Here is a 25,054-nt window from a genome sequence, read left to right on the forward strand (position 1 = left end):
TCGCGGGAGACTCAGGCGATGACGTGCTACCCGCCCCGGCGGCGGGGGGTTCGATGTCGGCGCGCGGGTGGTCGCCGGCGCCGGCGCAAGATGCACCGCGCCCCGTCCAGCCTAGCTCATCCGTCCGATGCCACCGGCACCCCGAGCAATCGACCGATCGCCTCGTGAACAACCCGGGCCGCCGCCTCGTCCCCGAGGGCGACAGCGCGGCTCAGGGTGCTGGCGAGCAAGGCGACCACCGCGGCCCGACGCGACGTCTCGGTCACCGCGAGCTCCCCAAGCCCAGGGCTTGGCCGCTGGGCCCGGGTTGGGCCCATGCCTCCCGAGGGGGTGCGATCCGTCGTCACGCTCCCCCCAGATCCCCGGGGAAGTGACGGATCGCGACGGTTCGCCCCCGCGGAATCGTCCCGCCAGAGATACTGGTGGATGACGAGCGGTCGCCGGAGACAGTAGCAATTCTGGTTGTCGGTCACGAACGTGACGCTGGACGGATCGGTGTGCGAGCTGCTGCCGTCCGGCGTGGTCACCGTGATCGAGAGGACGGCGGGGCCGGGCATCGGGACGTCGGTGGCGGCGCCTGGGAGATTGCGGCGCCGGGGCGCCGCCTTCGGACCAGGCCGCGGCGGGCGCGCTCCGCCGTGAGCGCGGCGGCGCAGTCCGCGTAGGTCGCGAGGCCGAGCGCGGCGAGATCGGGGAGCTCACCGGTGATCGCGCGCTGCACGAGGTCGGGACGCTCGAAGAGCAGAGCCCAGAGAGCCGCCGGCATGACGCAAGAGCCGGCGACGAAGCGAACGAGCGGGGAGATGTCGCCGCTGCCGGTGAAGAAAGGCGTCCCTTCGACGCAGGCGAGAGCGGCGTCTCCCAGCGCATAGAGCACGGCGATGCACCTGCCGGTGCGCGCGTCCCAGAGGCGAATGGAGCTATCGGACGAACCGGAGGCGAGCGCGGTGCCGTCGGGGGAAAACGCAACGGACCTGACCATGCCTTGATGCCCCGAGAGAGTCCTTCGGAGCTCGCCGGTGCACGCGTCCCAGAGGTGAACGGAGTCGTCGGACGAACCGGAGGCGAGCGCGGTGCCGTCGGGGGAAAACGCAATGGAAGGGACCGACGTTCGATGCCCCGAGAGAGTCTTTCGGAGCTCGCCGGTGCGCGCGTCCCAGAGGCGAACCGAGTTGTCGGACGAACCGGAGACGAGCGCGGTGCCGTCGAGGGAAAATGCAACGGACCAGATCGGGGTGTGTGGGGTATGGAGCCGCTCGTCCTCGCAAGTATCCAAGAACGTGAGTCGACGCTCCGAGAGGGTCTTTCGGAGCGTGCCGGTGCGCGCGTCCCAGAGGCGAATGGAGCGGTCGGACGAACCGGAGGCGAGCGTGACGCCGTCCGGTGAAAACGAAACAGCGTACACATCCCCATGATGGCCGTGGAGGACGAGGCGGATATCGCCGGTCGCCGCGTCGAGCAGATCGATCGCGCGCTCTGCGGAGCAGGCCAACCATCTGCCATCCGGCGACCAGGCGAGCATCGCGCGATCACCGCGGCTCTGGTACACCGTGGTGGGCGCGGCGGCGGCCCCGCCGTCGCTCCGCGCGAACCCCCCGGGCCCGGACCCATCGTCCAGCAGGAGCACCCCCTCGCAGTCCGCGCCCTCCCACCGGGCGCCCGCGGTCGATGCATCCACGAGCGAGGCACCGAAGAGATCGGCCTCTCGCAGCGACGCCCCATCGAGCGCAGCGCCGTCGAGCACCGCACGATCGGCCTTTGCGCGGTCCAGTCTCGCCCCGCGGAGGTCTGCGCACCGAAGCCTCGCCTGCGACAAGTTCGCCCCGGCGAGATCAGCCCCGGCGAGCGAGAGCCACGGCAGCTCCACCTCGGCCAGGTCCGCGCCGGCCAGCTTGCACTCGCCTGGTAGCGCCTTGTCCAGCGCCTCGCCCAGCGCTTCGCCTTCACCCACCTCGGCGCGCGTCGCGTGGTAGATGGCCAGCAAGGCATTCTCGCTGACGCGCCGCCGGTAGCCCGAGGACAGCGCCGCGCGCATCGCCTCTCTGGTGCGCGCCCAGCCATCCATGCCTGAAAGGAACGTGACCACCTCCGGCGTGATCCGCGGCAGGTCGAGGGCGTCCTGCCGGCCGGCGTCGAGCCGCTCGGCGATGTCGACCGCAAGGAAGTAGTCGAGGAATGATCGATGCACGAAGCGGAACCGCCCTTGATCCGCGTCGAACGCAAGAAAGACCGCTTTCCGGATCTCGTCCTCGGCGGGAGCGGGATCCGGTGCCTCGCCGCTCAGCACGTCGACCATGACGCGGGCGATCTCCTCGTAGGTGGCGGCCTCCCGCCCCGAGGCGAACAGCTCCCGGGCCAGCGAGCGCGCGAACGCGAGGCGCTCCGGGTGCTCGACCTCGCGCTCCTGCGCTCGCCGGCTGCCGAGCCACTCCTCGGCAGCATCCGGATTGGCAGACGCGATGGCCGCTCGCAGATCCTCCAGCGCCGGATCCCTCTCCATGGCCGCCGAGGATACGCCGCGCTGTCGCCGAGCCTCCACCTTTCCTGCAGGTCGGCCGGCGGCGTGCCGCCGCCCACCTCGGCGTCCGCAGTGCCGACCCCGGCGCATGGCCACGTTCCCTTGCGCGAGCGGATGGTTCAGCACGAAGCGCCAGCGTTCCAGCGCTTGCGGAGGCGCGCGGCTCGGAGCTCCCCCCGTGCTCTGCCCGCTCCGTGGCACCGGGCGCACCGGGCGCACCGGGCGGCCGCGCGGCCTCCTGTACCCGGCGGGCGTAGAGCTTGACCGTGCACCCCGTCTTCGCCGACCCCAGGACCGACTTCGTGTTCAAGCGGATCTTCGGCGCGGTAGGATGCGGCTACATGAGGGCGTCCCTGCTGATTGTCTCGTTCCAGCTCCTCGCGGCGTGTGCCCCCGAGTTGCGGCTCGGTGAGCTCCCGGGCTCCGGTCCTGGATCGGGCGGCGGGGGTAGCAGCGCAGAGGGCAGCGGAGGCGCCGGCGCGGAGGCCGGTGGCGGGCCGAGCAGCGCAGCGGGCGGCGGGACCGCTGGCTCCGGCGCGGGGGCCGGCGGCGGCGCTGGCGGCGGAGAGGTCGATTGCGCGCGCGACCGGTCCTGCCTCACCGACGACGGGCTCGTCGCGCGGTATTTCCTCGACGAGGCCACGACCGGGAGCGTGCCCGCGCAGGTCGAGGACGCCGCCGAGGTGCCGATGCCGCTCCCGCTGACCTACGGGCCGGAGATGAGCTTCGCGGCGGACGGCGCGGCGCACAGCGGGCTCTCCTGGACTGCGGCCGGCGCCGACGGCCGGGCCTCTGCGTTGATCGACGGCACCAAGGTCCAGAGCGCATTCCAGGGCGCCATCGCTGGCACGATCGAGGCCGTGCTCCGCATCACAGAGGTGGTCAGTGAGGGCTCGCGCATCGTTCATATAGGCACGGGCTCGGAGGCTGGCCGCTTCACGCTCCGCTCGGAGACGGCGGGCCAGATCGTGCTCTGGTGGAACGGCGATTCCTGCGGCGGCGCGTGGGACGCCGAGCTCCCGGAGCGCGCCGTGGTGCACGGTGTGTTCGACTCGACCATCCAGGCGCCTGCGGAGGATCGGGTCCGGCTCTACATCAACGGTATTCCGGCCCGGCGGAGCAGCTCGGTCAGCGGCTATTGCGCGATGCACGCGAGCGTGCCCCCGCTGGGCACGACGCTCGATTTCCCCGACGGGCGGCACCTCGTCCTCGGCAACCGCGAGATCGGCGAGCGGAGCTTCGCGGGCGCGCTGTACTATGCGGCGCTCTACGCGAAGGCGCTCACGCCGGCGGAGATCGAGCGAAACGCCGCCGCGCTGCTCGCCAGCGACGATCGCCCGGAGCAGTGAGCGGCGGTCCGGCGGCCTCGCCTCACGGCCGGCCGCCGACCGCGCGCCCGCTCACTCTCCCTTGCGTCCCTTGCGCTCTTGCGGTGTCCTCTCCCTGGATCACGTCATTGGTGGCGGGGGATCGCATTGGAGGACGAGCATGGAGAGCTTCTCGCGGTGGATGATGGGGGTGTCTGGGCTCGGGCTGATCGTGGCCCTGACGGGAGGCGCCGGCTGCCTCGGCACGGCCGAGGGGGAGGACGCAGCGCAGGCCGAGCCGATCGTGGCGGGGGCGCAAGCGCTGACCGGGTGGCAGTGCGCGGCGTGCGTCAGCGGGGAATACACGCACTCCGTGTCGCTGAGCCAGGGCAGCGCGCTCGGCTGCGCGAACGGCGAGGCCTACCGCTGTGAGCTCATCCCCTGGGCCACGCGGGCGTCCTTCGCGCATTGCGGCGCGTCCGTCGCCTGTCCGCCCGGCTGGTACGTGAGCAGCTCGCAGAGCGGGCCGAGCTACTGCGCCGGGATCTACGATCGGATCTCGTGCGGTGCGGTGCCGTATCCGAGCGGGACTTACGCGACGTGCGACCCGATCTGCTACCCTGGCTTTACCGAGACGGTGGTGAACGCCGGCGTGCCGAGCTGTGATTACCAGGACAAGCGCACCTGCGTGAAGTGAGCGGCGGCGCCACCTCCCGCCGCGACCCAGCTCCCTCCAGCGAGCGCGCGCACGAGCCACGGCGACGGCATCGGTCCTGGTCGTCGTCAACGGCCGCCGCGACGTGCGCTCGGAATCGGCCGTCACGTCCGCCCGGAATACGCACGTCCCGAGGAGCCGGATGTGAGGCCCACAAGTCCGGTTCCGTGAGAGAGGCCCCTGGGTGACCGGGGGCCCCTACTCGACGGCTCAGACATCGGCCCTTCCCCCACACCGTGCGACGAGCTGCCTCTCCTCGGGCCTACGGTATTCCACAACACCGCGCGACGAGCTGCCTCTCCTCGGGCCTACGGTCTCGCCACGAAGCCGCTTCGGGTCTGCCAACGAGAGGCGAGCTGATCCGGATCTCGAAGCGCTGATGTCGTCAGGGGACAATCCTGTGCTCCGGGCAACGGAAGCTACGGATGCGCGCCGATCCACGTCGAGAGCGAGTGCGAGGGAAGCAGGAAAGCAGACTCTAGCGTAACGCCGAACGTGAGCTACCATGCGAACTCGAGGCCTGCGCGCGCGTGCCCGAAGAGGCGCAGCTCCGACGCGAACGCGGATAGCAGGAAATAACGGTACAATCTCCATCCGACGGAGATTCCAGCGGATCCAACTGGCCACCACGAAACCAGGCTTCGCCCAGCGCAGCACCGCCGGACGCCGCATCTCACACCGTGCGAGTGGCTTGCATGAGCCGCGGAAATTTCAGACATAGCTGCGGATAATTCCGACCTCGCAAACACATGTCCGTTTCGCGAACGATTCGGCATCTGTTATGGTGTGGTCATCGCGGCCGTTGAGCCAGCTTCTCTCGCAAGAAGCGCGCGGCTGACCCTGGGATGCTTGCGTTGCTCCTCGCGCGCAGGCCGTTCAGCGCCCGGCGCAGCCACGCGCTCTCAACATCACAACGATGGAGGAGACTCTCATGAACCTCGCACCTCGGCAGAAGCTCTCGTTGCAGCGACGTCGGCAATCCCGGAGCGGGAGCAATGAGCAGCGCCAAACAAGGGACGAGCGACCCGCGGGCTCGTCGAACGCGCGCCCGATCGAGGCCAGCTTCGCAGGCACGCATCCCCTGAAGCGGATCGCGCTGGCCGGGCTGCTCGCGACGCTCGGCGCGTGCGTCGCGGGACAGGACAGCGACGCCGAGCCGGGCGACGAATCGCTGATGGCAGCCGAGAGCGGCCTCTCGGCCGAGCTGAGCTATCAGCCGTTCCGGGGAGGCAGCTACTGCGCCGCCGTCAGGGTGTCGAACGGCGGCACAAACGCGACCACGTCATGGCGCGTCGTCACCGACGTGAAGAACGCAAAAGTGACCAGATCCTGGGGCGCCGTGTTTTCGAGCAGCGGCACCCTCCTGACAGCCACGCCGACCGCCAGCAACGCGCGCATCGCGCCTGGCGCCTCGATCACATTCAACTTCTGCGCGACAGGCAGCACGCGCCCGACGATCTCGTCCGTGACCGGAACCGGAACCGGAACCTCGTCCGGCTCGACCAGCACGACCAGCACGACCAGCACGACCAGCAGCGGCACTGGCGGCAGTGGCGGCACCGGCGGCAGCGGTGGCGCCGGCGGCAGCGGCGGCGCCGGCGGCAGCGGCGGCAGCGGCGGCAGCGGCTCGGGCGGGGTGAGCGCGCCGAGCGCCCTGCCCACGGCCCGGGAGGCGTGTCCGACGATCGCCACCGGGACGATGACGTTCCTCGGCCGCGAAGTGCGCGTGTGGGCTGGCGCCCGGTCCGCCACGCCGGCTCCGGTGGTCATCTACTGGCACGCCACGAGCTCCAAGCCGATAGAGGCGCTGTCCGGCCTCGGACAGGCCGCCATCGACGAGATCACGAGCCGCGGAGGCGTCGTGTTCGCGCCCAACGCGTACGACGGTCAGGGAGGCAAGGACGGCACGCCGACCACGTGCAACAACGTGTGGTACGTGGGCGACCTCAACACGGCCGATGAGGCGCTCGCGTGCGCCATCCAGCAGCTCAACATCGACACACGCCGCATCCACGCGCTCGGGTTCAGCGCAGGCGGCTTCCAGACCGCGCACATGGCGTATGCGCGATCGAGCTATGTCGCGAGCGTCGTGACGTACTCGGGCGGCACGACGGCCTACTACGGCACACCGCCCCTCCAGGACACCACCAACCCGCCCGCCGTCATGGGGGTCCACGGCGCGGAGGGCTCCGACGTCTCCGTGATCGACTTGGCGCAAGCCACCGCGGCGTTCGAGAACGACATCAAGGCGAAAGGCAGCTTCGTCATCGACTGCGACAGCGGCGGCGGCCACACCATCCCGTCCGGCATCGCCCCCTCGGGCTGGCAATTCCTGAAGGACCACCCGTACAAGGTCACACCGAGACCCTACGCCTCGAGCATCCCGTCGAGCTTCCCGGCCTATTGCAAGATCCGGTGAGCCACGGAGCGCGTGCGCGTAGGTAAAAGAAGCCGGATCGCAGCGCGAAGGGTAGCCGGTGAAGCCCTGCGGCAACGCAGCGGGATGCTTTGCCCTCCAGTCCGGTGCGTACACGAAGGCCACGAGATCGGCCCCGACGAAACCCCAGATGTGCCCTCGCTTCACCCCCGCCGGATGATCCTGATCCAGCAGTACGCGTTCGGTAGAGCACATAGCGGCGCGCGCCGGCGATGGGCGGCGGACAGGCCGTGGCGCGTCGCCAGCGCCGGCGAGCGGTGACCGCGGCCAGCGCGACGTCGCTGGAGAGTACCGGCGACGCAGAGCAGGCGCCGTATTGCGGCGCTCGGCGAGGATCGCCTCCATCATCGGTCGCTTCCGGGGATGTCGTGCGGCAGGCGGGCGGGGAGCCCCCTTCCGCCGGGGCTTCATCCGTTCCTCCCGCAGAGGCTGTAGCGAGGGGTGCGCGGAGCAGGGAGGCCACGGGAGCGCGCCAGGCGCGCGCGGCGAGCAACAACAACGCAGGCGAGCTCCATGCGACGCCGGCCAGCGGGCGCGGCCGGCGGAACTCGGGCTCCATGCGGAGGGAAGCGAGGGAAGCGGGGAAACAGGGGCGCGGCGGGCATCGACGACGATCCTCCGCCGCTCAGCCTGCTTTCGGGCGGATCGGCTACTCCACGAGCATGGGAACCGCCGAGCCACACCCCGCAAGCCGCCGGCTCAGGCTCGTCTCCTCTCAGGGCGCCGGGGGCCAGCCCTCGCCCGCGCCCGCCAGCGACGAGGAGCTCCTGCTCGCCTTCCAGCGGGGCGAACGAGGGATCGGCCTGCGGCTCTACGAGCACCTCCTGCCGGTCGTCGACCGGACCCTGTACCGGATCCTGGGTTGCCGCGAACAGGACCACGCCGACCTCGTGCAGGGCGCGTTCGAGCAGATCGTGAGCACACTTACCAAACGCCGGTTCGCGGGGGAGTGCAGCCTGGCGGGATGGGCGTCCGTCATCGCCTGCCATGTCGGCCTGAGCGCGCTGCGCGCCCGCCGGCGCGAGCGGAAAGTCATCGATCGCACGCCGGGGTCGCAGGATCCCGGCGCCGAGCCCGAGCCGCCCTCGCAGGGCGCCGACCCCGAGCGCGAGGTGAGCGCGCAGCGCGATCTCGAGGCCCTGCGCCGGCACCTCGCGGCGATGGACGGCGACCGCGCGACCGCGCTGCTGCTCCACGCCATGGGCTATTCGCTCAAGGAAATCGCGGATCTGACCGGTGTTTCCGTGGCCGCGGCCCAGTCGCGGCTGTCGCGGGGGCGGCGGGAGCTCCAGGCGCGCTGTGAACCCGAGGCGGCGGCGCGACGCGACCCCGCTCGACCCGAGGAGCCACGATGAAGCAGGACGACGTTGACACCACCCCGGACGATCGCGCCACGGCGGCCGGCGTGGACGGCGTGGAGGCCTCGCTGCGGGCGCTGGTCGAGCAGCCGGTGCCGCTGCTGCCCACGGTCCAGGCGAGGTACCTCCAGCAGCGGATCGCCGGCCGCATCGACCAGCTCGCCGCCGAGGCGGTGGAGCGGCGCGCCCGCGCCGCCCGGCGGAAGCGGACCGCCCTGGCCGCGGCGGCGCTGGCGGCTGCCCTGACCGCGGCGGCCGCCGGCGTCTTCATCGTGGTCCGGGCGCGCGACGCCCCGCCCGCCGCGGCGCAGGTGACGGCGCTCCAGGGCTCGGTCGAGATCGCGGCCGGGGGCGCGACCCGCTCGCCGCCGTCGCTCGCCCTCGTGCCGCTCGCGAGCGACGAGGAGCTGCGGACCGGCGAGGGCGCGCGGGCAAAGGCGTCGCTCGCGACGGGCGCCACCGTCGAGGTCGGGCCCTCGACCCGCGTGAGGTTCGCGCCGGCGGGCGCCGGGCGCGACCGGGCAGGCGACGTTGTCGCCCTCGAGCAGGGCAGGATCGCCGTCGAGGTGCCGCCGCTGCCGGCAGGCATGAGCCTGTCGGTGCGCACGTCGGACGCCGTGGTCACGGTGCACGGGACGCGCTTCTCCGTCGAGCGGCGGCCCGACGCGGCGGGAGAGCCGGCCGAGACGCGGGTGTCGGTCGTGGAAGGGCGGGTCGCCGTGCACCGCGGCGAGGTCGAGCGCTTCCTGAGCCCAGGCGAGACGTGGTCGTCCCGCGACGAGGAGCGCCGGTCGGACCGGCCCGCCGAGGGACGCCCGGACGACGCGCCGGCGCCGCCTCGCGACCTCGGACAGGACAGCGCCGCCGGCGAGGGCGGCAGGGGCGACGGGGCCGGCGACGGCGGCGCGGGGGAGCCGCGCGCGCCGCGCGACGCGCGCCAGGCCCCGTCGCGCGCCTCGCTCACGGCCGAGAACGAGCTGCTCCAGGGCGCGATGGCGGCGCGGAGGCGCGGGCAGCCGAGGCGGGCGATCGAGCGGCTCGATCTCCTCCTCGGCCGCTACCCGGACTCGCCGCTCGCCGAGATCGCCCGCGTGGAGCGCCTGCGCGCGATCGAGATGCTCGGCGACAAGGACCGGACGGCGGCGGAGGCGCGCCGGTACCTCAAGGACTACCCGCAGGGCTTCGGGCGCGAGGAGGCCACGTCCGCCTCCCGCCCCGGCGGCGCTCGCCCGTGAGCGCCCGCCCGCGAGGCCGTCTCGATTTTTGACGAACCCCTGCCTGCTCCCGCCGCCTCCGGCGACTTCCACTTCATCGAGGAGATCATCGCGCCGGCGATCGGGTTCGCCGGCTGCGCTCCAGGTCGTGCTTGCTTTCGAATTGGGAGGATCCCGATGCGTTCATTCGCGTTGACAGGGTGGTTCTGTGGTGGGCTGTTGTCGCTCGCGGCCCTCGGCTCGGCCTGTACCCTATCGGGCACAGGAAACGCCGACGGCCATATCGTCTCCGGGGAAGACCCCGGGGAAGACTGCGTCCCGTCGGACGACGAGGGGAATGCGCCGGCGCCGAGCTTCCCGGGATCCGGCATGTCGGGCGCCGGCGATCCCATCACCGCGGACCTCGATCCGCTGTCGTGCGGCGCGAGCTCTCTGGGAGTCCCCGTGGACAGCACCGCCCAGGTCGACTGCTATTACACGAACAGCAACCCGACGACCCCGATGGCCTTCGTCGAGCGGGTCGTCGAGATCGCCGAGAGCGAGGAGCTCGTGCACGTGCGGCTGACGCTCAACCCCGCGTTCGTCGACAACACGTATGGCGAGACGGCCATCGGGTGGGGCGGCGACCAGGAGCCCGGCGGCCCGCAGCCCGGTGGCCCGCAGCCCGGCGGCCCGAAGCCCGGCGACGGGCCGAAGCCGAAGGGGCACGGAGGCCACACGTTCAAGGATCTCGTGGGCAGCGACAAGGCCCAGTTCCAGCTGACGGACGGGAAGGGAGAGCTCGTGCTCGACTTCTACGTCGACTACCTCTCGGAAGACGAGGCGAGCCCCTCGGGTTATGCGTCGCTCGGCGTGCTCGGCGGAGAGGGCAAGATGCTCCTCGGAGACGCCGGCGCCGTCGTCGCGGCGACCACCTCGCTCGACCGCGATCTCAACGCGTGCGGGTACGGCGCGTACCTCGAAGACTCCCCGGAGACGGACGAGAACTACACCCCCAATTCGGAGACACCGGACTGGGATTACCGCGTTGTGTACGACGTGTGGGTGAGCGCCTCGGCGTTCGGCGCGGCGGGCTTCGGCGACGCGACCATCAGCTACGTGCACGCCTCTCCGAGCAAGTACCCGTCGGACACGGTCACCGTGACGCCGGGGCCGTGCCCCACGCCGACGTGTGAGGGAGACGACCCGCCCGCCGGCGGCGGGGGCGGCGATGCAGGCGAGGATCCTGGCGGAGGCGGGGAATGCAAGGAGTCGGGTGGGGAGTGCACGGCCAACACGGACTGCTGCTCGGACGGCGATGTGTGCCTGAGCGGGGTGTGCCAGCAGATCGTGATCCCGCAGTGAGCCGGTGATCCCCGGCACCGGCGCGGCCGCGCCAGGGAGGTGCCGACGAGCGAGGTCATGGTCCTCGCATCCGGCCCCGGAGGGGAGCCCGCAGCACGAGATGCTCGGGCTCCTGGCGTGACGGTAGGAGGCGCGAGACGCTCGACGGTCAGCCCGCGGCCAGCGCGAGGAGGCAGGCGCGCAGCTCCTCGGCGCACTCGGGGCACAGGTCGAGGTGCTGCGCGGCCTCGCGCAGCGCCTCCGGTACCGGCGCGCCCTCCGCGACGAGCTCGGCGTACCACGGCGCGTGTTCCAGCCATTCATCGCAGGTCAGCTCGTCGGGCTTCGTCGCGAGGACGACCGTGGCCAGATCGCGGATCTCTTCCTGGGACAGGCGCTTCATGGCGCTCCTCTCGGGGGCATCCCTTCCTGGGAGGGGAGTTCGAACGCTTCTCTCACGTCGTCCTCGCTGAAGCCGGCCGCGGCGAGGCCTTGTCGCAGCTTGCGGCGAGCGTCGTGGGTCAATTTGTACAGGGCATTCCGGTTCATCCCGAGCTGCTCGGCGACCTCGACCTGAGGCATCCCCTTGAGCTCGGCGATCAACGCCCGGCGCTGCCGCTCGGTCAGCTCGGTATCGAGCACCTGGTACAGGGCGGCGATCATCCGTTCCCTGGCCACGTGAGCGTTCGCGTCAGGGGCCGCGACAGCGCTCGGCTCGCCCGCGCTCTCGGTGAGCTGATCCAGCGACACGTCCTTCCAGCGGGCCCGCCGCAGCTCGGTGAGCGCCACGCGGATGGAGATGGTGATCGCCCAGGTGGTGAAGCGGCTGGCGCCCCGGAAGGAATCGAGCGCGCCGAGCACCTTCAGCGTGGCGTCCTGGGTCAGATCGTCGATCTGGGCGTCGCCTACGCCGGCGCGTCCGGCGAGCGCCCGCTGCAGGCCTCCCCGCACGATGTGTCGCAGCTCGAGGATAGCGGCGCTCGCCTGCGCGCCAGGTTCGCGGAGGAGCCGCAGCCACTCCTCGTTCATCCGCTCGCTCATCCGGCCGCCTCGAGAAGATTCTCCCTCCGGAAGTAAGAGCCGGAGCCCCCGTGGCGTCTCAGGGACGGAGACGGGGCCGCCGACGAGGCAGCCCCGAGCGACCGAATCCACGAGGGAGAGGCCACCATGTCGACCACCGATCGTACCGTCCAGCTCGCCGACATCCAGGTTACGAACCGCACCGAGCCCAGCCTAGCCGAGTGGGGCGCCCGGATCGAGGCCCTCGCCGGCCGCCTGCTCCGCGCTGGTCTGGCGCTCACGCTGCTGTGGATCGGGGGCATGAAGTTCACGGGGATCGAGGCGCAGGCGATCCGCCCGTTCATCGAGAACAGCCCGCTGTTCGCGTGGACGTATCCTGTGCTGGGTATCCAGGGGATGTCCAACCTGCTCGGCGTCACGGAGATCGCGATCGGGCTCGCGATCCTGTCCCGCCCGTGGTTCGCTCGGATCGCGGCCGCCGGCAGCCTGCTTGGTGTGCTCACGTTCCTGAGCACGCTGAGCTTCCTGATCACGACGCCTGGGGCGTGGGCGGATGAGATCGGCGGGTTCCCCGCGATCGGCGCGCTCGGTCAGTTCCTCATCAAGGACGTGGCCCTGCTGGCGATCTCGGTCTGGTCCCTCGGGGAGGCGCTGCGCGCTGCAGGTCGCGAGGCGTAGGGCTGGTGCTTTTTTCGGGAAGATTCACAGGGAGGCGGGGAGACGGGGAGTACAATCCCATGAATCTCCCCGTCTCCCCGCCTCCCTGTTCAATATCCCCCCTGAAAATGCCAACAAGATGAGGGGATTTGTCAGGCTCGGACGGCGAGCCGTCGCTGCCCGCGGTTCACGGAGGATGCTACTTGCCCAGGAGGGCGTCCATCACCCTGTTGTAGGTCTCCTTCTTCCCATACTGGTCGTTGAAGAGCAGCGACTGGGAGCTTTGCCCGTTGCACAGCGCGCCGCTCCAGCTGTTGAGCCACGACCTGCCGTCGTTGATCCCCCAGAAGGTGATGGCGGTGCACTTGGGCAGCTTGAAGCAGGCCTCGACGATGTCGTGGTAGTACGCGAGCTGCTCCTCCGCCGTGACCACGCCGCCGCAGCGGTTGATGTCCATCTCGGAGATCAGCACCTCCAGGCCCAGGTCGGTGAAGCGCTTCAGGTTCACCGCCACATCCGCTCCAGTGGCCTCGTTGTTCGGCGGACCGATGTGCATCTGGAACCCGACGCCGTCGATCGGGACTCCGCGATCGACCATCCCCTTGACCATGTTGTAGACGAAGTCGACCTTCGCGTTACGCGCGTCGATGCTGTAATCGTTGTAATAGAGCTTGGCCTTCGGATCCTGCTCTCTCGCGATCTGGAAGGCGAGGTCGATGTAGTTGTCCCCGATCTGGTTGTAGAACACCGTGGGCCTCATGCGGGGATTGCCGACCCCGGTGTCGCTGTCGGTCTGGACGGCCTCGTTGACGACGTCCCAGTGGTCGAGCCGGTCCTTGAAGTGCCCCATGACCTGGGTGATGTGCCTGCGCATGGCCGCCTCGACGTTGGCCTTCCCGGTCATGGAGCTCATCCAGCCAGGCAGCTGGCTGTGCCACACCAGGGTGTGGCCCTTGACCTTCATGTTGTTCTGGCGCGCCCAGTTCACGATGTTGTCCGCGGAGCCCCAGCTGAAGTTCCCCGCGCTGGGCTCGAGCGAGTCCCACTTCATCTCGTTCTCCGCTGTCACGTAGCTGTGCTCAGCGGCGGCGACGCGCTTGTAGTCGTTGTTGCCGAGACCACCACCGGAGATGGCCGCTCCGATCAAGAGCGGGGGGTTCGCCTTCTCACCGGCCTCCCGCAGCGTGCTGGCGCTCGCCGCAGGGACTCTGGCGCTGGCGCCGCCGCCCGCACCATCGCTGCCGCCCGCGCCGTCGCCGCCGCTGCCGCTCGTCGCGCCGCCGCCGCTGCCGCTCGTCGCGCCGCCGCCGCTGCCGCTCGTCGCGCCGCCGCCGCTGCCGCTCGTCGCGCCGCTGCTGGCGCTCGTCGCGCCGCCGCTGCCGGTCGTCGCGCCGCTGGTGGCGCCGCTTGTCGTGCCGCCGCTGGTGCCGCCCGTCGCGCCGCCGCTGCCGGTCGTCTCCTCTCCATTGCCGTCACCGCTGTCCGAGCAGCCGGCTGCAAACAGGAATGCCGAGAGGAGAAGTGTGATGGGTGCTGATCTCATGCTCGCATGCTCCAAAGTAAAATGTATTTACTAACTCACGCGACCTGGTGCCTTGATCATCCGCGGGTCCACGTCGCGCGCGGGCGGCACCCGAGGTGGTGCCGAACCGGCAGTATATCGGCCGCTGTCTCCCAAGCATACAGCTTCACGAGGCGGACCCGAAGGATAAGGGGTTTCGGACGGGAATTCCAGGGCCGTTCGAGAATTTTGACATGGGGATAATGTGCGCCCGAGACCGAGTCGGTAGGGCGCCCCACACGCGGCTCGCCGTGCTCCTGGGGCGCACCTGCTCCCCGGAACGAGCAGGAGGTCGCCGCAGACCTCGACGATCGCGCGACGAAACGTCCTTTGGCGCCGGCGTTCAGAGGCAGCGGGGAGAGGGGAACGTGATCTTCACATTCCGGATCTCCTGGCGAGCGAAGGCGGCGCCCGTACCGGCGGCGAAGCCATAAAAGAACTTCGACCCGACGGGGAAGCCGGGGATGGCGAACCCCTGGAACTGGCGCTTGCCGTCGATGCTCAGGCTCACCTCGCCGCTGTTGAGCTCGATCTGCGCCGTATGGAACGCGCCGTCGCCGAGCGCGACGCCGCTCGTCCCCTGGCCCAGCGAGCCGAGGACTCCCGCGTCGCAAGGCTGCGTGAGATCGTCCACGCCCACGTGGTTCTTGTTGGAGTCTGTGCAACCGAGGTTGTGGTAGGTGTCGATCTCGACGCCGTAGCCGGCGAGCCCGGCCATACCGAGGCCGCCGCCACCGTCGCCCACGGCCGTCTCTCCTGTCGTCTGGAGCATGAAGCCCATCCCGTCGCCCTCGCCGAGACGGAACTCGAACGTTGCGGTGAAGGCGTCGGCGGCGATGGGATTCCGGTAGATGAGGGTGCCAGCCTGCCCGCCTCTATCCTCGGTGAGCACGCCAGTCAGCCTGTCGGCATCCCAGAAGGCGTCTCCATTGAAGATCCACCCCTCCGGCGGTGAGGCCATGTCCGCGGCGAGGCTCACGCCGCAGGCGGTTCCAGCGGGGCATGTGCCCTCGTCGGTCTGCCCATCACAATCGTTGTCGACGAGGTCGCACCCATCCTCGGGCGCCGGCGCGCCCTCGCCGGTGCACGGACCCCAGGCATTGCCGGAGCAGACCTGAACGCCGGCCTTGCACGCCCCGACGCCCTGGGTGCCCGGAGGGCCCGAGTAACAGCTCCGTTCTTCCCCCTCCGCGCAAGCGCAGCCTTCATCGACGATCCGATCGCAGTCGTTGTCGAGGCCGTCGCACGCCTCCGGCGCCGGGACGCACCCGGGGCCTGGCTCGCCGGGGCCTGGCTCGCCGGGGCCTGGCTCGCCGGGGCCTGGCTCCTCCGGGCCTGCTTCTTCGGTGCCTCGCTCCAGGAGGATGTCGCTCCGACCGCCGCACATGGACACGGCGGCGGCGAGCGCCGGAAGCAGGAAGAGGGCCTTTGCGCGCGCTCGACGGCCTGCGCCTGCCGCCGCGTGTGAAGCGCGGAGTGGCTGTGAAGATTGCATGTACTCTCGATCCTCAGCGCGACCACGGATCGCGTGGATGATGCAGAACACCCTCGCGCCAGCGCGCATGCGCCGCAGCCTACCAGATCGAGGCGAGCGCACCTCCTGGAATCCGGGGGGATGAAGGTCGGAATCCTGCCGAGCACGACGCGGCCGCGCCCTCTCCGGGCGTTCGACCGGCGTGCGTCTCGACGAGCGGCGCCGGTCCATGGCATGGATGGGCCCATGGCCGAGCGCTCCATCTCGATCCCGATCGTCGATAGCAGTCCTGTCTCGGGCGTGATCCACGCCCCGAGGACACGGGCGAAGCGCTCCGGCGTGGCCGTCGTCCTCGGCCATGGCGCCGGCAACGACATGAACGCGCCGCTCGTTGTCGATGTCGCCGGGCGGCTGGCGGCGCGCGGGCACACCGTGCTCCGCTTCAATTTCGTCTACAAGGAGCTCGGCCGGAAGGCGCCCGATCGGCAGCCGCTCCTCGAGAAGGCGTTCGAGGCGGCGATCGAGAGGGTGCTCGCGGACCGGCCAGAGCGCCTCGTGATCGGCGGCAAATCGATGGGCGGTCGGATCGCGTCGCTCCTCGCGGCCCGCGGCGTCCGCGCGGACGGGCTGCTGTTCCTCGGCTATCCGCTCCACCCCGCGGGCAAGCGCTCGCCGCTCCGGGACGCGCACCTGCCCGCGATCCCCGCGCCGCTCCTGTTCCTTCAGGGCACGCGCGACCCGCTGTGTGATCTCGCGCTCCTCCGGCCCGTCCTGAAGCGCCTCGGGGAGCGGGCCAGCCTGCGCGTGATCGAGGGCGGCGACCACTCGCTCGATCTCCTCAAGTCCGCGGGGCGGACCAGGGAGAGCGTGCTCGAGGAGATCGACCTCGCGATCGACGGTTGGCTGAAGGCGCGGGTCCTCGCCTCGCGCCCGAAGGCGCCGTGACGGCGAGTGTCCCCAGCCTGCCGGAATGATGGAGGCGCCAGGGCGCCAAGTACGGAAGCTTATCTTGGCGCCTTCGCGCCTTGGCGGCCCCAAATTCTGCGCTTCTCTGGCGGTCTAAACCCGGTTGTCGCTCAGGGCTCGTCCGGGCCGACGAGAAAGGCTCACGCGCTGGCCGGCGCCTGCGCGCCCGCCCAGGCGGTCGCCTTGCGGAGCCATGCCGACGCCTTCGAGGCGGCGAATCGCCCGCCAGCGCGCACCACGCAGCCGAGGGTGACGGGTACGACCGTGAGCAGCCCATGGCCCTCGGCGAAGCCCGGGTTCGCCTCGACGAAGTAGCGGACCGAAGGGTTCTCGCTCGCCTGCCACCGGGCTCGATCGCGGCTCGAATCGATGGTGCGCCAGCCGACCTTGTAGATCATCGGGTTGGCCTCGTCGACGCGATCGAGGTGGAACTCCTCGGCGAGGTCGCGCATCAACCCGGCGATGTCGGCCGGTGTCTCGGCGGCGGGGCTCGGATACACGCGGTCTGCGTAGCGGGAGATCTGGGCGTAGCTCGAGGGGTGCACCAGGGTGCTGAGGAGCATCATCCGGCGGCCCGGGTGAGCCGCCATGTAGCGGAGGACGCGCTCGATCGCGAACGGCGCGTTCACGTTGCCGCCGCGGTAGGCGCTGAGCATGCCGGCCTCGCCGCGCAGAATGGCCACGAGCTCCCCATCGACGACCCGTTCGAAGATGTGAAGGGCGATGTAGCCGACGATGTTCCCTGCCGCGTCCTTGTGGAGCAGGATCCAGGTGTGTTCGGCCTTGGACTCGATCACGTACCTCACGAACGCTCGCTTCTCGACGCCGGTGAAGATCTGGCAGTGGACATCGTACAGCGTGTCGGCGAGGTGCTGGCGGGCAGCGGGCGTCATGTCCTTCGGGATGACGATCTCGGAAGCCGCGGGAACGGGCATCGTGCTGTCTCCTGTCGAGCGCCAGTCGTGTCGCGGCGCTCGACCACGACATGGCAATGCTCATACCGTCCATGGTGAACCGCCGAGCCCGCAGATCCCCGCGATTCGCAGGCTTCTACCGCCGCAGCGAGCCAGTTTGGCCGGCCAACGGCTGGTCGAGGGGCCGGCCACTGGCGGTCGGCTCACTGCCACTCACGAGCGCTGTCTTGGCCGGCCAATGGCTGGTCGAGGGGCCGGCCAACGGCGGGTGGATTACTGCCACTCATGAGCGGGTATGGCGATATCTCCGCCGATCCTGCGACATCGTCTCATCGGACTCGGGTCTGGAGCGCTCGGCGCGCACCATCGTAGGATGCTCTCTGGCCGATCGCAGACCTCCCGCTGCGGGCCAGGAGAGCGCGACCATGCTCGAACAACTCGAACCTCTGTCCCGAGCTGCCCCACCCTCGGCGCGCAAGCCATCGCCGCGCGCCCGTGGCTATCCGGTGGTGGGGCTCCTCCCGGCGCTGGCGCGCGACGCGCCGAGCGTCCTCCGTCAGCTCGCGCGGCAGCACCCGGGCGAGCTCATCGAGCTCGACCTCGGGCTCACCCGGGCCTATCTGGCGACGCACCCCGAACAGGTCCAGTACGTGCTCCACGACAACTGGCGCAACTTCGGCAAGGAAGGCGGGATGTGGAAGCCGATCGGGCGGCTCCTTGGCAACGGCCTCGTCACGGCCGGGGGCGACGAGTGGCTCCGGAACCGCCGGCGCATGCAGCCGCTCTTCTCGTCGCGGCAGCTCGCGGGCCTGGTCGATCTCATGTTCGATGTCGTCGAGGGCGACCTGCCGCGGCTCGAGGAGCGGGCCCGCGCCGGCGCCGTCGTCGACATGGATAAGGAGATGATGCAGCTGACCCAGCGCGTCATCCTGGCGACGATGTTCGGCGTCAGCATCAGCCCCCGGGAGGCCGACAGCCTCGGTGAGGCGATCCTCGTCGCGTTCCAGGCGCTGAACGCGAGGATGTTCCTCTACTTCATGCCCGATCGCCTGCTCCCGGGCGAGCGCGCGCTCAGGGACGCGATTGCCAGGATCGACGAGGCCATCCTGCGCCTTGTCCGGGAGCGCCGCAGGAACAAGGAGGAGCGGGACGACCTCCTCTCGCTGCTCCTGCGCGCGAGGGACGAGTCCGGCTCCGGCATGGACGACCGCCAGCTCCGCGACGAGCTCGTCACCATGTTCATCGCCGGCAACGAGACGACGGCGATCACGATGACCTGGCTCTTCTACCTGCTCGACAGGAACCCCGGGATCGAGCGCAAGCTGCGCGCGGAGATCGAGGAGGTCGTCGGCGACCGTCGGCCGACGGCCGCCGACCTGTCGAGGATGGAGTATACGAAGATGGTGATCCAGGAGGCGATGCGCATGTATCCACCTTCCTGGATCGTCCCGCGCACGGTGAAGGAGAACGACCAGATCTGCGGCTATCCCGTGCCCGCCGGCGCGACCGTCATCCTCAGCCAGTACGTCATGCACCACGACCCGGCGTTCTGGGAGGCCCCCGCGGAGTTCGACCCCGAGCGCTTCACGCCCGAGCGCTCGGCCTCCCGCCCGCGCTACTCGTACATGCCGTTCGGCGGCGGCCCGCGTCAATGCATTGGCAACCTGTTCTCGATCATGGAGGCGCAGATCCTGATCGCCGTCCTGCTAAGGCGGCTCCGCATGCGACTCGTGCCCGGTCACCCGGTGTCGCCCCAGGCGCTGACCACCCTCCGGCCGCGCCATGGGCTCAAGATGACGCTCCACGCTGTGTGATCGGGCTGTCCGCGACGGGCGGCGCGCTCGATGAGCCGCCGCCGTCTTCGCGGTCGCGGCCGTCTTCGCGCTCGCCGCGTGGCGTCAATTGATGATGGCCGGGTCCTCGATCGTGAAGCACTCGACCGACGACGCCGCGTATTTGATCGCGTTGTACCAGAACTGCGAGATCTGGAAGGCCTGCGCCGCTGATCGCTCATAGCAGGGGCTGTTCGGGTCCGTGTACATCTGCGGATTGAGGCACGCCGCCGTCCCGCGCCACTGGCCCGAGTAGGTCACCCACTCGTCGCCGAACACGACGACATGGCCCTTGCCGATCTCCTCGTGCACCGCGAAATTGTTCCTGCCGTCGGTGGCATCGACGATCGCGGTCGTCGATTTGATCGAGCGCGCGATGTAGGCGCCCACGCTCTGGATGTTCCTGCCGATCGGCGTGTCCTGGTTCCAGGTGCCCACGGCCACGGGGAGGTCGCCGCCGAGCGGCAGCGAGCCGCCCCAGCAGTTGCAGTTCGCGCAGCCGTTCCGCGCAGGATCCAGCAGGCCGTCGGCATTGAACTGGATGTCGGTGAACGAGAGGAGCTGGTTCGTCGCCGTGATGTCGTGGATGGTGCATCCCTGCCCATTGCACTGATAACCGCTCAGCGCGATGAGGCCGCCGCCGTTGTTGACCCAGTCCTTGAGCGCGTTCACCTCGTCCGGCGTGAACTGCCAGGGCGCCCCGTCGTCGTTCTGCGCGCCCTTCGTCACCATCCATTGAAGGAGGATCACGTCGTACTTGGCGAGAAACTCCGGCGTGAGCGCCGGCTTCTCCCTGTCGTAGTTGTCGACCTGGGCTGTGCTCTGCGTGTTGAGCCAATCCTGGAGCGCCGTGGTGCTGTCGCTGCTGCACGGGCCCCAGACGCCCTCGCGGCCGATCGACGCGATGTTGATGCAGGTGCAGTTGCCCGCGTCGTCGCAGGTCGTCTGGTGACCGGCGTCAGGCGGCGGCTCGCCGCCCGGACCCGCGCTGTTCAGCCCGATGTCGCCGCCGGGATCCTCGCCGGTGCTGGTGGTGCTGACGCTGCTGACGCTGCTGCTGGCGCCGCCGGAGCCGCCGGCGCCCGAGCCGACCTCGGCAGTCCCCGTGGTGTTGCCGTTGCCGCCCGATGAACAGGCGATGACGGGCAGCCAGATGGCTGCGAGCACAGCGCAGCAACGCGTCGCGAAATGAAGTCTTGTCATGATCCCTGAGACTACCACTTCCCGCGCCTGGCTGGAGATCCAAAATGGGGGAGGCTCTCCACCCGAAGCGCTACAGGCTGCTTGATTTCCAGTTCCAGCCGCGCGAGCCCGCGCGCGATAGCTCCGGCGTGAGAGTCGCCCCATGCGCTACCGGCCGGACAGGCGCGAGCATCGATACGCGCGCGGCGATCGGCCCTCGCGGTGTCTTGGGCGCACTATGCGCACGTGTGGCTGCGGGTACGTGTGGTGTGGGCAAAAGAAAGCGGTGCTAGGGGAACGGTCGGGAGTGCGGGCGCCGGAAGCGTGCTACGCGGTTCTTGATCTCTCGCAGGGCTTGCGTTTGGCACACAGCGTCAGACGTCGGTGGCCGGGGCGCCGGAATCGATGGCCGAATCGCGCCGGAATACGCAATGCAGGATTCTATCTTGGCGAAATCCTTGAGGCGAGCGGCTGCAGTGCCCGACTCCCGTCTGCGCTTCACAGGCTGCGAGGTGGGCACCGCTGCCGAGCGCGTGGCGGCCGGCGCGGCGGCGCGCGACGACGCTAGCGCACTCCGAAGTGTGCCTCGGCTGCGACGGCAATGTCGTTGAGGAGCTCGACAATACCTGCAGCAACGTTGCGGCGACTGAGCCAGTCGTTTATGTCTGCGAGGGGCTTCCACGGGTGCCGGCGCTTGTAAACCCTCTGGCCTTCCTTCGACTTGGTCCGCTCACCCATCAAAGCCGCCCCACCCACCCAGACGGCCTGGGAGATGACGTTATGAACACGTCCGTTCATTCGTCGGGCAGCCTGAATCGTTTGCGGCACCTGCGGTGCATCTCCTGCATGTATCCGATCAAACGCTTCCTGGTTCTGACTGCGCGGTTGAATTTTGCTTCATCAATTTTAATTCGCTCTTCTTGCGTCAGATTGTCTTCATTTAGGTACACCCAGGCGCCGATACGAAGTGACCCCCGTTGGTGACCAGATCCATGATTGTGGGCTATATTGCAGAGCGATTTCGTCGTCAATCCAGCGGGGACAAGAGCTCTCTGTCGGAAGCCGAACGAGATTTGCTTCTGCGCTTCGGCTCTCTTCTCAGGCTACGGCTCGCCCTCTGCTCCGGCCTGCTTCTCCTCCGCGGCGCGCGCCTCGTTCAGCGCGAACAGCCGGTCGATCAGCGCGTCCTCGAACGCGCTCCGCGCCTGTCGCTCTCCCGGCGTCGCGGGCTCGACGTACGGGGGGACCTCTACGTTGTCGAACCTGTAGGCCGCCAGGACGGCCCGGTCCATCTCCTCGTGGAGGCCGCGCAGCTCGACGATGCTCGGCTCCTTGCACCTCGGGTCCTTGATGAGGTTGTACGTCTCGGTCAACCCCAGCCGTGACGCCAGCATCCACCGCGCGCGGGCCGCGTAGAGGCGCTCGCCGGCGGCCTCGACGCGGCCGCCCTCGGCGAGGTGGTCCGGGCGAGGGAAGGGGAACGTCTCCACGCAGTCCGACGGCGCGTACCGGAGGCCCTCTCCCATCGTCGAGGAGAGCAGCCGTGCCCACGTCTCGTGTGCGCGCGACTGGAGCACCGCGAAGCGCGCATGGTCGTCGATCGCGAACACACACAGCTGGTCCGAGAACGTCCGGCCCGCGGGCTGGAAGGCGAAGCACAGGTGCTTCGTCACCCGCGCCGCGACGAGGCACCGCTCGAGCGGCGCGATCTTGCGCCGGAGCTCAGGCCGCGTGTTGGCGAACTGCCACCAACGCGCCCGGTGGCCCGCGTCGATGCCGGTGCCCTTCAGGCGATCCCGCGCCGGCTTCACCCGGCTCCGCACGATCGAGAGCAGCGCGGGCCACCGGCCGGCCTCCGCGAGCCCGCGCTCGCCGAAGTCGATCACGTGGCGGTGCGGGCTGTGCGAAGGGGACGAGTTGACCTCCTCGCCGCCGAGGAACGGGCGGAGCACCTCGCTGGCCGCAGGATCGCTTGCGAAGAGCGCCCGCGCCTCGCCGTCGGTCAGGACGAAACCGTCGCCCCGGAGGAAGCAGCCGATGAAGCACAGATCCCGGCTGGCCCCGAGCGGGCGCGGGTCGGGGCGCTCGGGCATCGCGCGCAGGTGCGAGTTGATGTGGCCCACAGGCACGCCGTCGAGCCGCGGCGGCGGCAGACCGTCGCCCGGCGACATGCCCAGCGCGAGGTGGACGACGGCGACGTGGACCGCGGCGTCTCCTGGCCACGGGACGCTGCGCACGGCGTGGTAGATGATCGCGCCCCCCGCCTCGACGAGCGGCCTGAGGCCCGAACGCCGGGTGTCGCCCTGAGCTATCGTGTTCGTGGCGATGAGCCCCACGGTCCCGCGGCGCCCGAGCAGCGCAGCCGCGCGGCGGAAGAAGTGGGCGGCCAGATCGGTGTTCTTCGTGGCGCCGTGCAGCTGCTCGAGCCACCCGGCGTAGAGCTCGCCGTGATCCGTCGAGATCCGCTTCCCGCCCAGGAACGGCGGGTTCCCGACGAACGCGCCGAGCCGCGCCGGCCGCGGCTCGCGGGCGCCGCCGGGCTCGTCTGGGCGCGGCTCCTGGAACACCTCCGGGAACTCCAGGGGCCAGTGGAACGCAGGCAGCGGCGGCGGCCCCCCGGGCGCCCCCTCGCGGAGCGCCCGCCGCATCGACAGGAGCTCTTCCGAAGGCGGCCCGCCGCTGCGGAGCCACGCGAGCGCGAGCTCGGCCCGCCGATCGCGCTCCTTCAGCCGGTCACGGTCCTTCTCGTGCGCGAAGAACGCGCCCACGACGAGGTCGCCGAGCAGCCGCGCCCGGGCGATCGCCTCGTCCGCCTCCTCGGCCAGCCGCGCTCGCCGGCGCGCGGCGTCGGCGTCGTCGCCTCCCGGGACGTCCGGCCCTCCCGGGTTTTGCAGGCCTGCCGGGCGCTCCGTCTCCTCGGCGAGCCGCCGCCGCAGCTCGAGCGCTTGCGCCACCGCGGCGTCTATCGCCTCGCACAGCGGCGACGCCGGCGCCGCGGGCTTCCAGTGGAAGCCGCGCAGCTGGGCAAGGTCGAGCCCGACGAGCGAGTCGCCGTGCCGGAGGGCGTGATCGACGAACGTGAACGGCTCGTCCTGCGCGCGCGTCACGAGCCAGAGCGACAGCCTCGCCAGGCTCACCGCGAAGGGGTTCTTGTCGGCGCCGTACAGGCAGCGCCGCGCGACGAGCCGCCGCGCGTGGCTCACGGCGCCCTCGCCCGGCAGGGCGAGCCGCGCGGCCGCCGCCGCGTCGCCGCGCGCGGCCTCGCGCGTCCAGGCGGCCACCACCTGGTCGGCCAGGTACCGGCACGCCTCCATGAGGAACGCGCCGGAGCCCATCGCCGGATCGCAGATCGCGAGCCGGAGGAGCGCCTCCGACGCGGGCTCCTCGCCCAGCTGCCGGAGCAGCGGCTCGAGCGTCCGTGCGACGATCGGCGCGGACAGGCCCCTCGGGGTGTAATGCGAGCTCGTCCGCCGCCGCTCGGCGATCGGCTGGAGGAACAGCCGCCCCGTCCCGAGCACGTCGGTGTCCCGCGCGCGCAGCGGTCCGAGCGCCTCGAGGACGCTGGCCGCGGTCTGCGCGGCGACCAGCGCCTCCCCGAGCCTCCCCGCCTCCCGCCGCGAGATGCCCGCCCGCTCCGCGAGCCACGCCGCCCGTCGCGCCGCCGGCTGCGCGAGCGCCTCGGCCACGCCCACCCAGACCCTGTCGGGCCGGAGGCACACCGTCGGCCCGGCGGCGCGCTCGACCCGGTAGCCCATGAGCGCCTCGTAGAGGCCGCCGAGCTGCTCGAGGTCGATCGCCCGGTACGACAGCGGGCGCCCGTCGAGCACGAGGAGCCGCTCGAGCACCGCGTGCACCGTGCCGTCGTCCACCGACGGCGCGCGCGGCGTCGCGGGGTCGTCTGGCGCCGAGGGGTTCTTCGGCCTCGCGCGGTGCTCTGGCGGCCTCGCGCGTTCCGCTGGCCCCGCGTGTTCCGCCGACATCGCGCGGTGCTCTGGCGGCCTCGCGCGTTCCGCTGGCTCCGCGTGCTCCAGGAACGGGTATCGCTCGGGGTCGAAGAGCTGTCCTCCCCGCGCCGGCAGGGTCAGCTCGGGGCGGCGGAGCCCGTGGAACATGGCGCGGAACAGCGCGACGAGGCGCGGCCACGCCCCGAAGCGCCGCCGCAGCGCACCCGGGCGCGCGCTGCGCTCTGCCGCGAGCTCCAGGAAGAGCGGGCGCACGCCGAGGTGCGCCGCGTAGTACGGGTCCGAGGCCGGCAGGAGCCCGCGGTCCTCCGCGTGCAGCAGGAACACGAGCCGGAGGATCGCGGTGAGCAGGCCGCCGTGGAGGTGCTCCGGGCCGCGGGCGAGCGCGTCCTCGAGGGCGCCCGTCCCGTCGCGCTCGGCCGCGTCCTCGAAGCCGCGGAGCAGGACGCCGAGCGCGTCGAAGGCCCGATCCGCGAGCGCGCCCGCGACGTCTGCCTGCTGCGCCCTGCTGTCCCCGGGGACGGGCTGATCCATGCCGAGCGCCCGGAGTGTACGCGAGCGCCGCGCGCTCCGCTGCAGGTTCTGCCTGACGAACGCCGGCGCGGCCGGGCGAC

18 protein-coding genes and 1 pseudogene are annotated in these 25,054 nt (G+C 70.6%); 10 read left to right on the forward strand and 9 right to left on the reverse strand.

All coding sequences use genetic code 11. From position 1 onward, the window contains the following. Positions 1 to 116: 116 nt before the first annotated feature. Positions 117 to 557 carry a hypothetical protein gene (locus WME79_RS11875; protein ID WP_437540137.1) on the reverse strand — a complete coding sequence of 147 codons (441 nt, stop codon included), beginning with the start codon at positions 555 to 557 and terminating at the stop codon, positions 117 to 119. Next, positions 524 to 2,500, reverse strand: coding sequence for a WD40 repeat domain-containing protein (locus WME79_RS11880; RefSeq protein ID WP_437534891.1), 1,977 nt, complete (start codon positions 2,498 to 2,500; stop codon positions 524 to 526). Before WME79_RS11880 ends, WME79_RS11875 begins: the two co-directional genes overlap by 34 nt. Before the next feature lie 284 nt (positions 2,501 to 2,784). On the opposite strand from WME79_RS11880, the gene WME79_RS11885 reads away from it, so the two are divergent. The 7 genes and pseudogenes from WME79_RS11885 to WME79_RS11915 all read left to right on the forward strand — a co-directional run bounded on the left by WME79_RS11885 (position 2,785) and on the right by WME79_RS11915 (position 10,893). Then, positions 2,785 to 3,867 carry a LamG-like jellyroll fold domain-containing protein gene (locus WME79_RS11885; RefSeq protein WP_437534892.1) on the forward strand — a complete coding sequence of 361 codons (1,083 nt, stop codon included), beginning with the start codon at positions 2,785 to 2,787 and terminating at the stop codon, positions 3,865 to 3,867. Between the two features lie 139 nt (positions 3,868 to 4,006). Beyond that, the gene (locus tag WME79_RS11890) at positions 4,007 to 4,522 is read left to right on the forward strand and encodes a hypothetical protein (RefSeq protein ID WP_437534893.1); all 516 of its coding nucleotides are present in this window, start codon (positions 4,007 to 4,009) and stop codon (positions 4,520 to 4,522) included. 1,192 nt (positions 4,523 to 5,714) lie between these two features. Next, positions 5,715 to 5,957: pseudogene (locus tag WME79_RS11895) on the forward strand (cellulose binding domain-containing protein); the annotation flags it as partial. A gap of 282 nt (positions 5,958 to 6,239) precedes the next feature. Then, positions 6,240 to 6,959, forward strand: a complete 720-nt coding sequence (locus WME79_RS11900) for a hypothetical protein (protein WP_437540139.1) — start codon at positions 6,240 to 6,242, stop codon at positions 6,957 to 6,959. 680 nt (positions 6,960 to 7,639) lie between these two features. Further along, complete coding sequence (locus tag WME79_RS11905; RefSeq protein WP_437534894.1) at positions 7,640 to 8,332, forward strand: RNA polymerase sigma factor; 693 nt, start codon at positions 7,640 to 7,642, stop codon at positions 8,330 to 8,332. Continuing rightward, positions 8,329 to 9,570 (forward strand): FecR domain-containing protein, encoded by a 1,242-nt coding sequence (locus WME79_RS11910; RefSeq protein ID WP_437534896.1) that lies wholly within the window; start codon positions 8,329 to 8,331, stop codon positions 9,568 to 9,570. Before WME79_RS11905 ends, WME79_RS11910 begins: the two co-directional genes overlap by 4 nt. 156 nt (positions 9,571 to 9,726) lie before the next feature. Further along, positions 9,727 to 10,893 (forward strand): hypothetical protein, encoded by a 1,167-nt coding sequence (locus WME79_RS11915; protein ID WP_437534897.1) that lies wholly within the window; start codon positions 9,727 to 9,729, stop codon positions 10,891 to 10,893. Between the two features lie 148 nt (positions 10,894 to 11,041). Here the strand turns inward: WME79_RS11915 and WME79_RS11920 are convergent, their stop codons facing one another. Both WME79_RS11920 and WME79_RS11925 read right to left on the reverse strand, forming a co-directional pair. Beyond that, positions 11,042 to 11,275, reverse strand: a complete 234-nt coding sequence (locus tag WME79_RS11920; protein ID WP_437534898.1) for a hypothetical protein — start codon at positions 11,273 to 11,275, stop codon at positions 11,042 to 11,044. Then, positions 11,272 to 11,913, reverse strand: a complete 642-nt coding sequence (locus WME79_RS11925; protein ID WP_437534900.1) for a sigma-70 family RNA polymerase sigma factor — start codon at positions 11,911 to 11,913, stop codon at positions 11,272 to 11,274. Before WME79_RS11925 ends, WME79_RS11920 begins: the two co-directional genes overlap by 4 nt. 126 nt (positions 11,914 to 12,039) lie before the next feature. Here WME79_RS11925 and WME79_RS11930 point away from each other — a divergent pair, with 126 nt between their 5' ends. After that, positions 12,040 to 12,570: a YkgB family protein gene (locus WME79_RS11930; protein WP_437534901.1), complete on the forward strand. Its 531-nt coding sequence runs from the start codon at positions 12,040 to 12,042 to the stop codon at positions 12,568 to 12,570. A 178-nt stretch (positions 12,571 to 12,748) separates the two neighbouring features. Here WME79_RS11930 and WME79_RS11935 read toward each other — a convergent pair whose 3' ends face one another. Together WME79_RS11935 and WME79_RS11940 are read right to left on the reverse strand one after the other, a co-directional pair. Further along, a complete protein-coding gene (locus WME79_RS11935) occupies positions 12,749 to 14,092 on the reverse strand; it encodes an endo-1,4-beta-xylanase (RefSeq protein ID WP_437534902.1) in 1,344 nt (447 codons plus the stop codon). Positions 14,093 to 14,453: 361 nt separating this feature from the next. After that, positions 14,454 to 15,605 carry an L-type lectin-domain containing protein gene (locus WME79_RS11940; protein WP_437534903.1) on the reverse strand — a complete coding sequence of 384 codons (1,152 nt, stop codon included), beginning with the start codon at positions 15,603 to 15,605 and terminating at the stop codon, positions 14,454 to 14,456. Between the two features lie 225 nt (positions 15,606 to 15,830). On the opposite strand from WME79_RS11940, the gene WME79_RS11945 reads away from it, so the two are divergent. Next, a complete protein-coding gene (locus WME79_RS11945) occupies positions 15,831 to 16,529 on the forward strand; it encodes an alpha/beta hydrolase family protein (RefSeq protein ID WP_437534904.1) in 699 nt (232 codons plus the stop codon). A 161-nt stretch (positions 16,530 to 16,690) separates the two neighbouring features. On the opposite strand, the gene WME79_RS11950 is transcribed toward WME79_RS11945, so the two are convergent. Next, the gene (locus WME79_RS11950; RefSeq protein WP_437534905.1) at positions 16,691 to 17,485 is read right to left on the reverse strand and encodes a hypothetical protein; all 795 of its coding nucleotides are present in this window, start codon (positions 17,483 to 17,485) and stop codon (positions 16,691 to 16,693) included. A 404-nt stretch (positions 17,486 to 17,889) separates the two neighbouring features. On the opposite strand from WME79_RS11950, the gene WME79_RS11955 reads away from it, so the two are divergent. Beyond that, on the forward strand, positions 17,890 to 19,278 hold the full coding sequence (locus WME79_RS11955; RefSeq protein ID WP_437534906.1) for a cytochrome P450: 1,389 nt from the start codon (positions 17,890 to 17,892) through the stop codon (positions 19,276 to 19,278). An 84-nt stretch (positions 19,279 to 19,362) separates the two neighbouring features. On the opposite strand, the gene WME79_RS11960 is transcribed toward WME79_RS11955, so the two are convergent. Both WME79_RS11960 and WME79_RS11965 read right to left on the reverse strand, forming a co-directional pair. Further along, positions 19,363 to 20,499, reverse strand: coding sequence for a hypothetical protein (locus WME79_RS11960; protein ID WP_437534907.1), 1,137 nt, complete (start codon positions 20,497 to 20,499; stop codon positions 19,363 to 19,365). A 1,082-nt stretch (positions 20,500 to 21,581) separates the two neighbouring features. Further along, complete coding sequence (locus tag WME79_RS11965) at positions 21,582 to 24,974, reverse strand: DNA methyltransferase (protein WP_437534908.1); 3,393 nt, start codon at positions 24,972 to 24,974, stop codon at positions 21,582 to 21,584. Between the last annotated feature and the right edge of the window lie 80 nt (positions 24,975 to 25,054).

This window comes from Sorangium sp. So ce726, assembly GCF_051521405.1.
Taxonomy (GTDB): Bacteria; Myxococcota_A; Polyangia; order Polyangiales; family Polyangiaceae; genus Sorangium.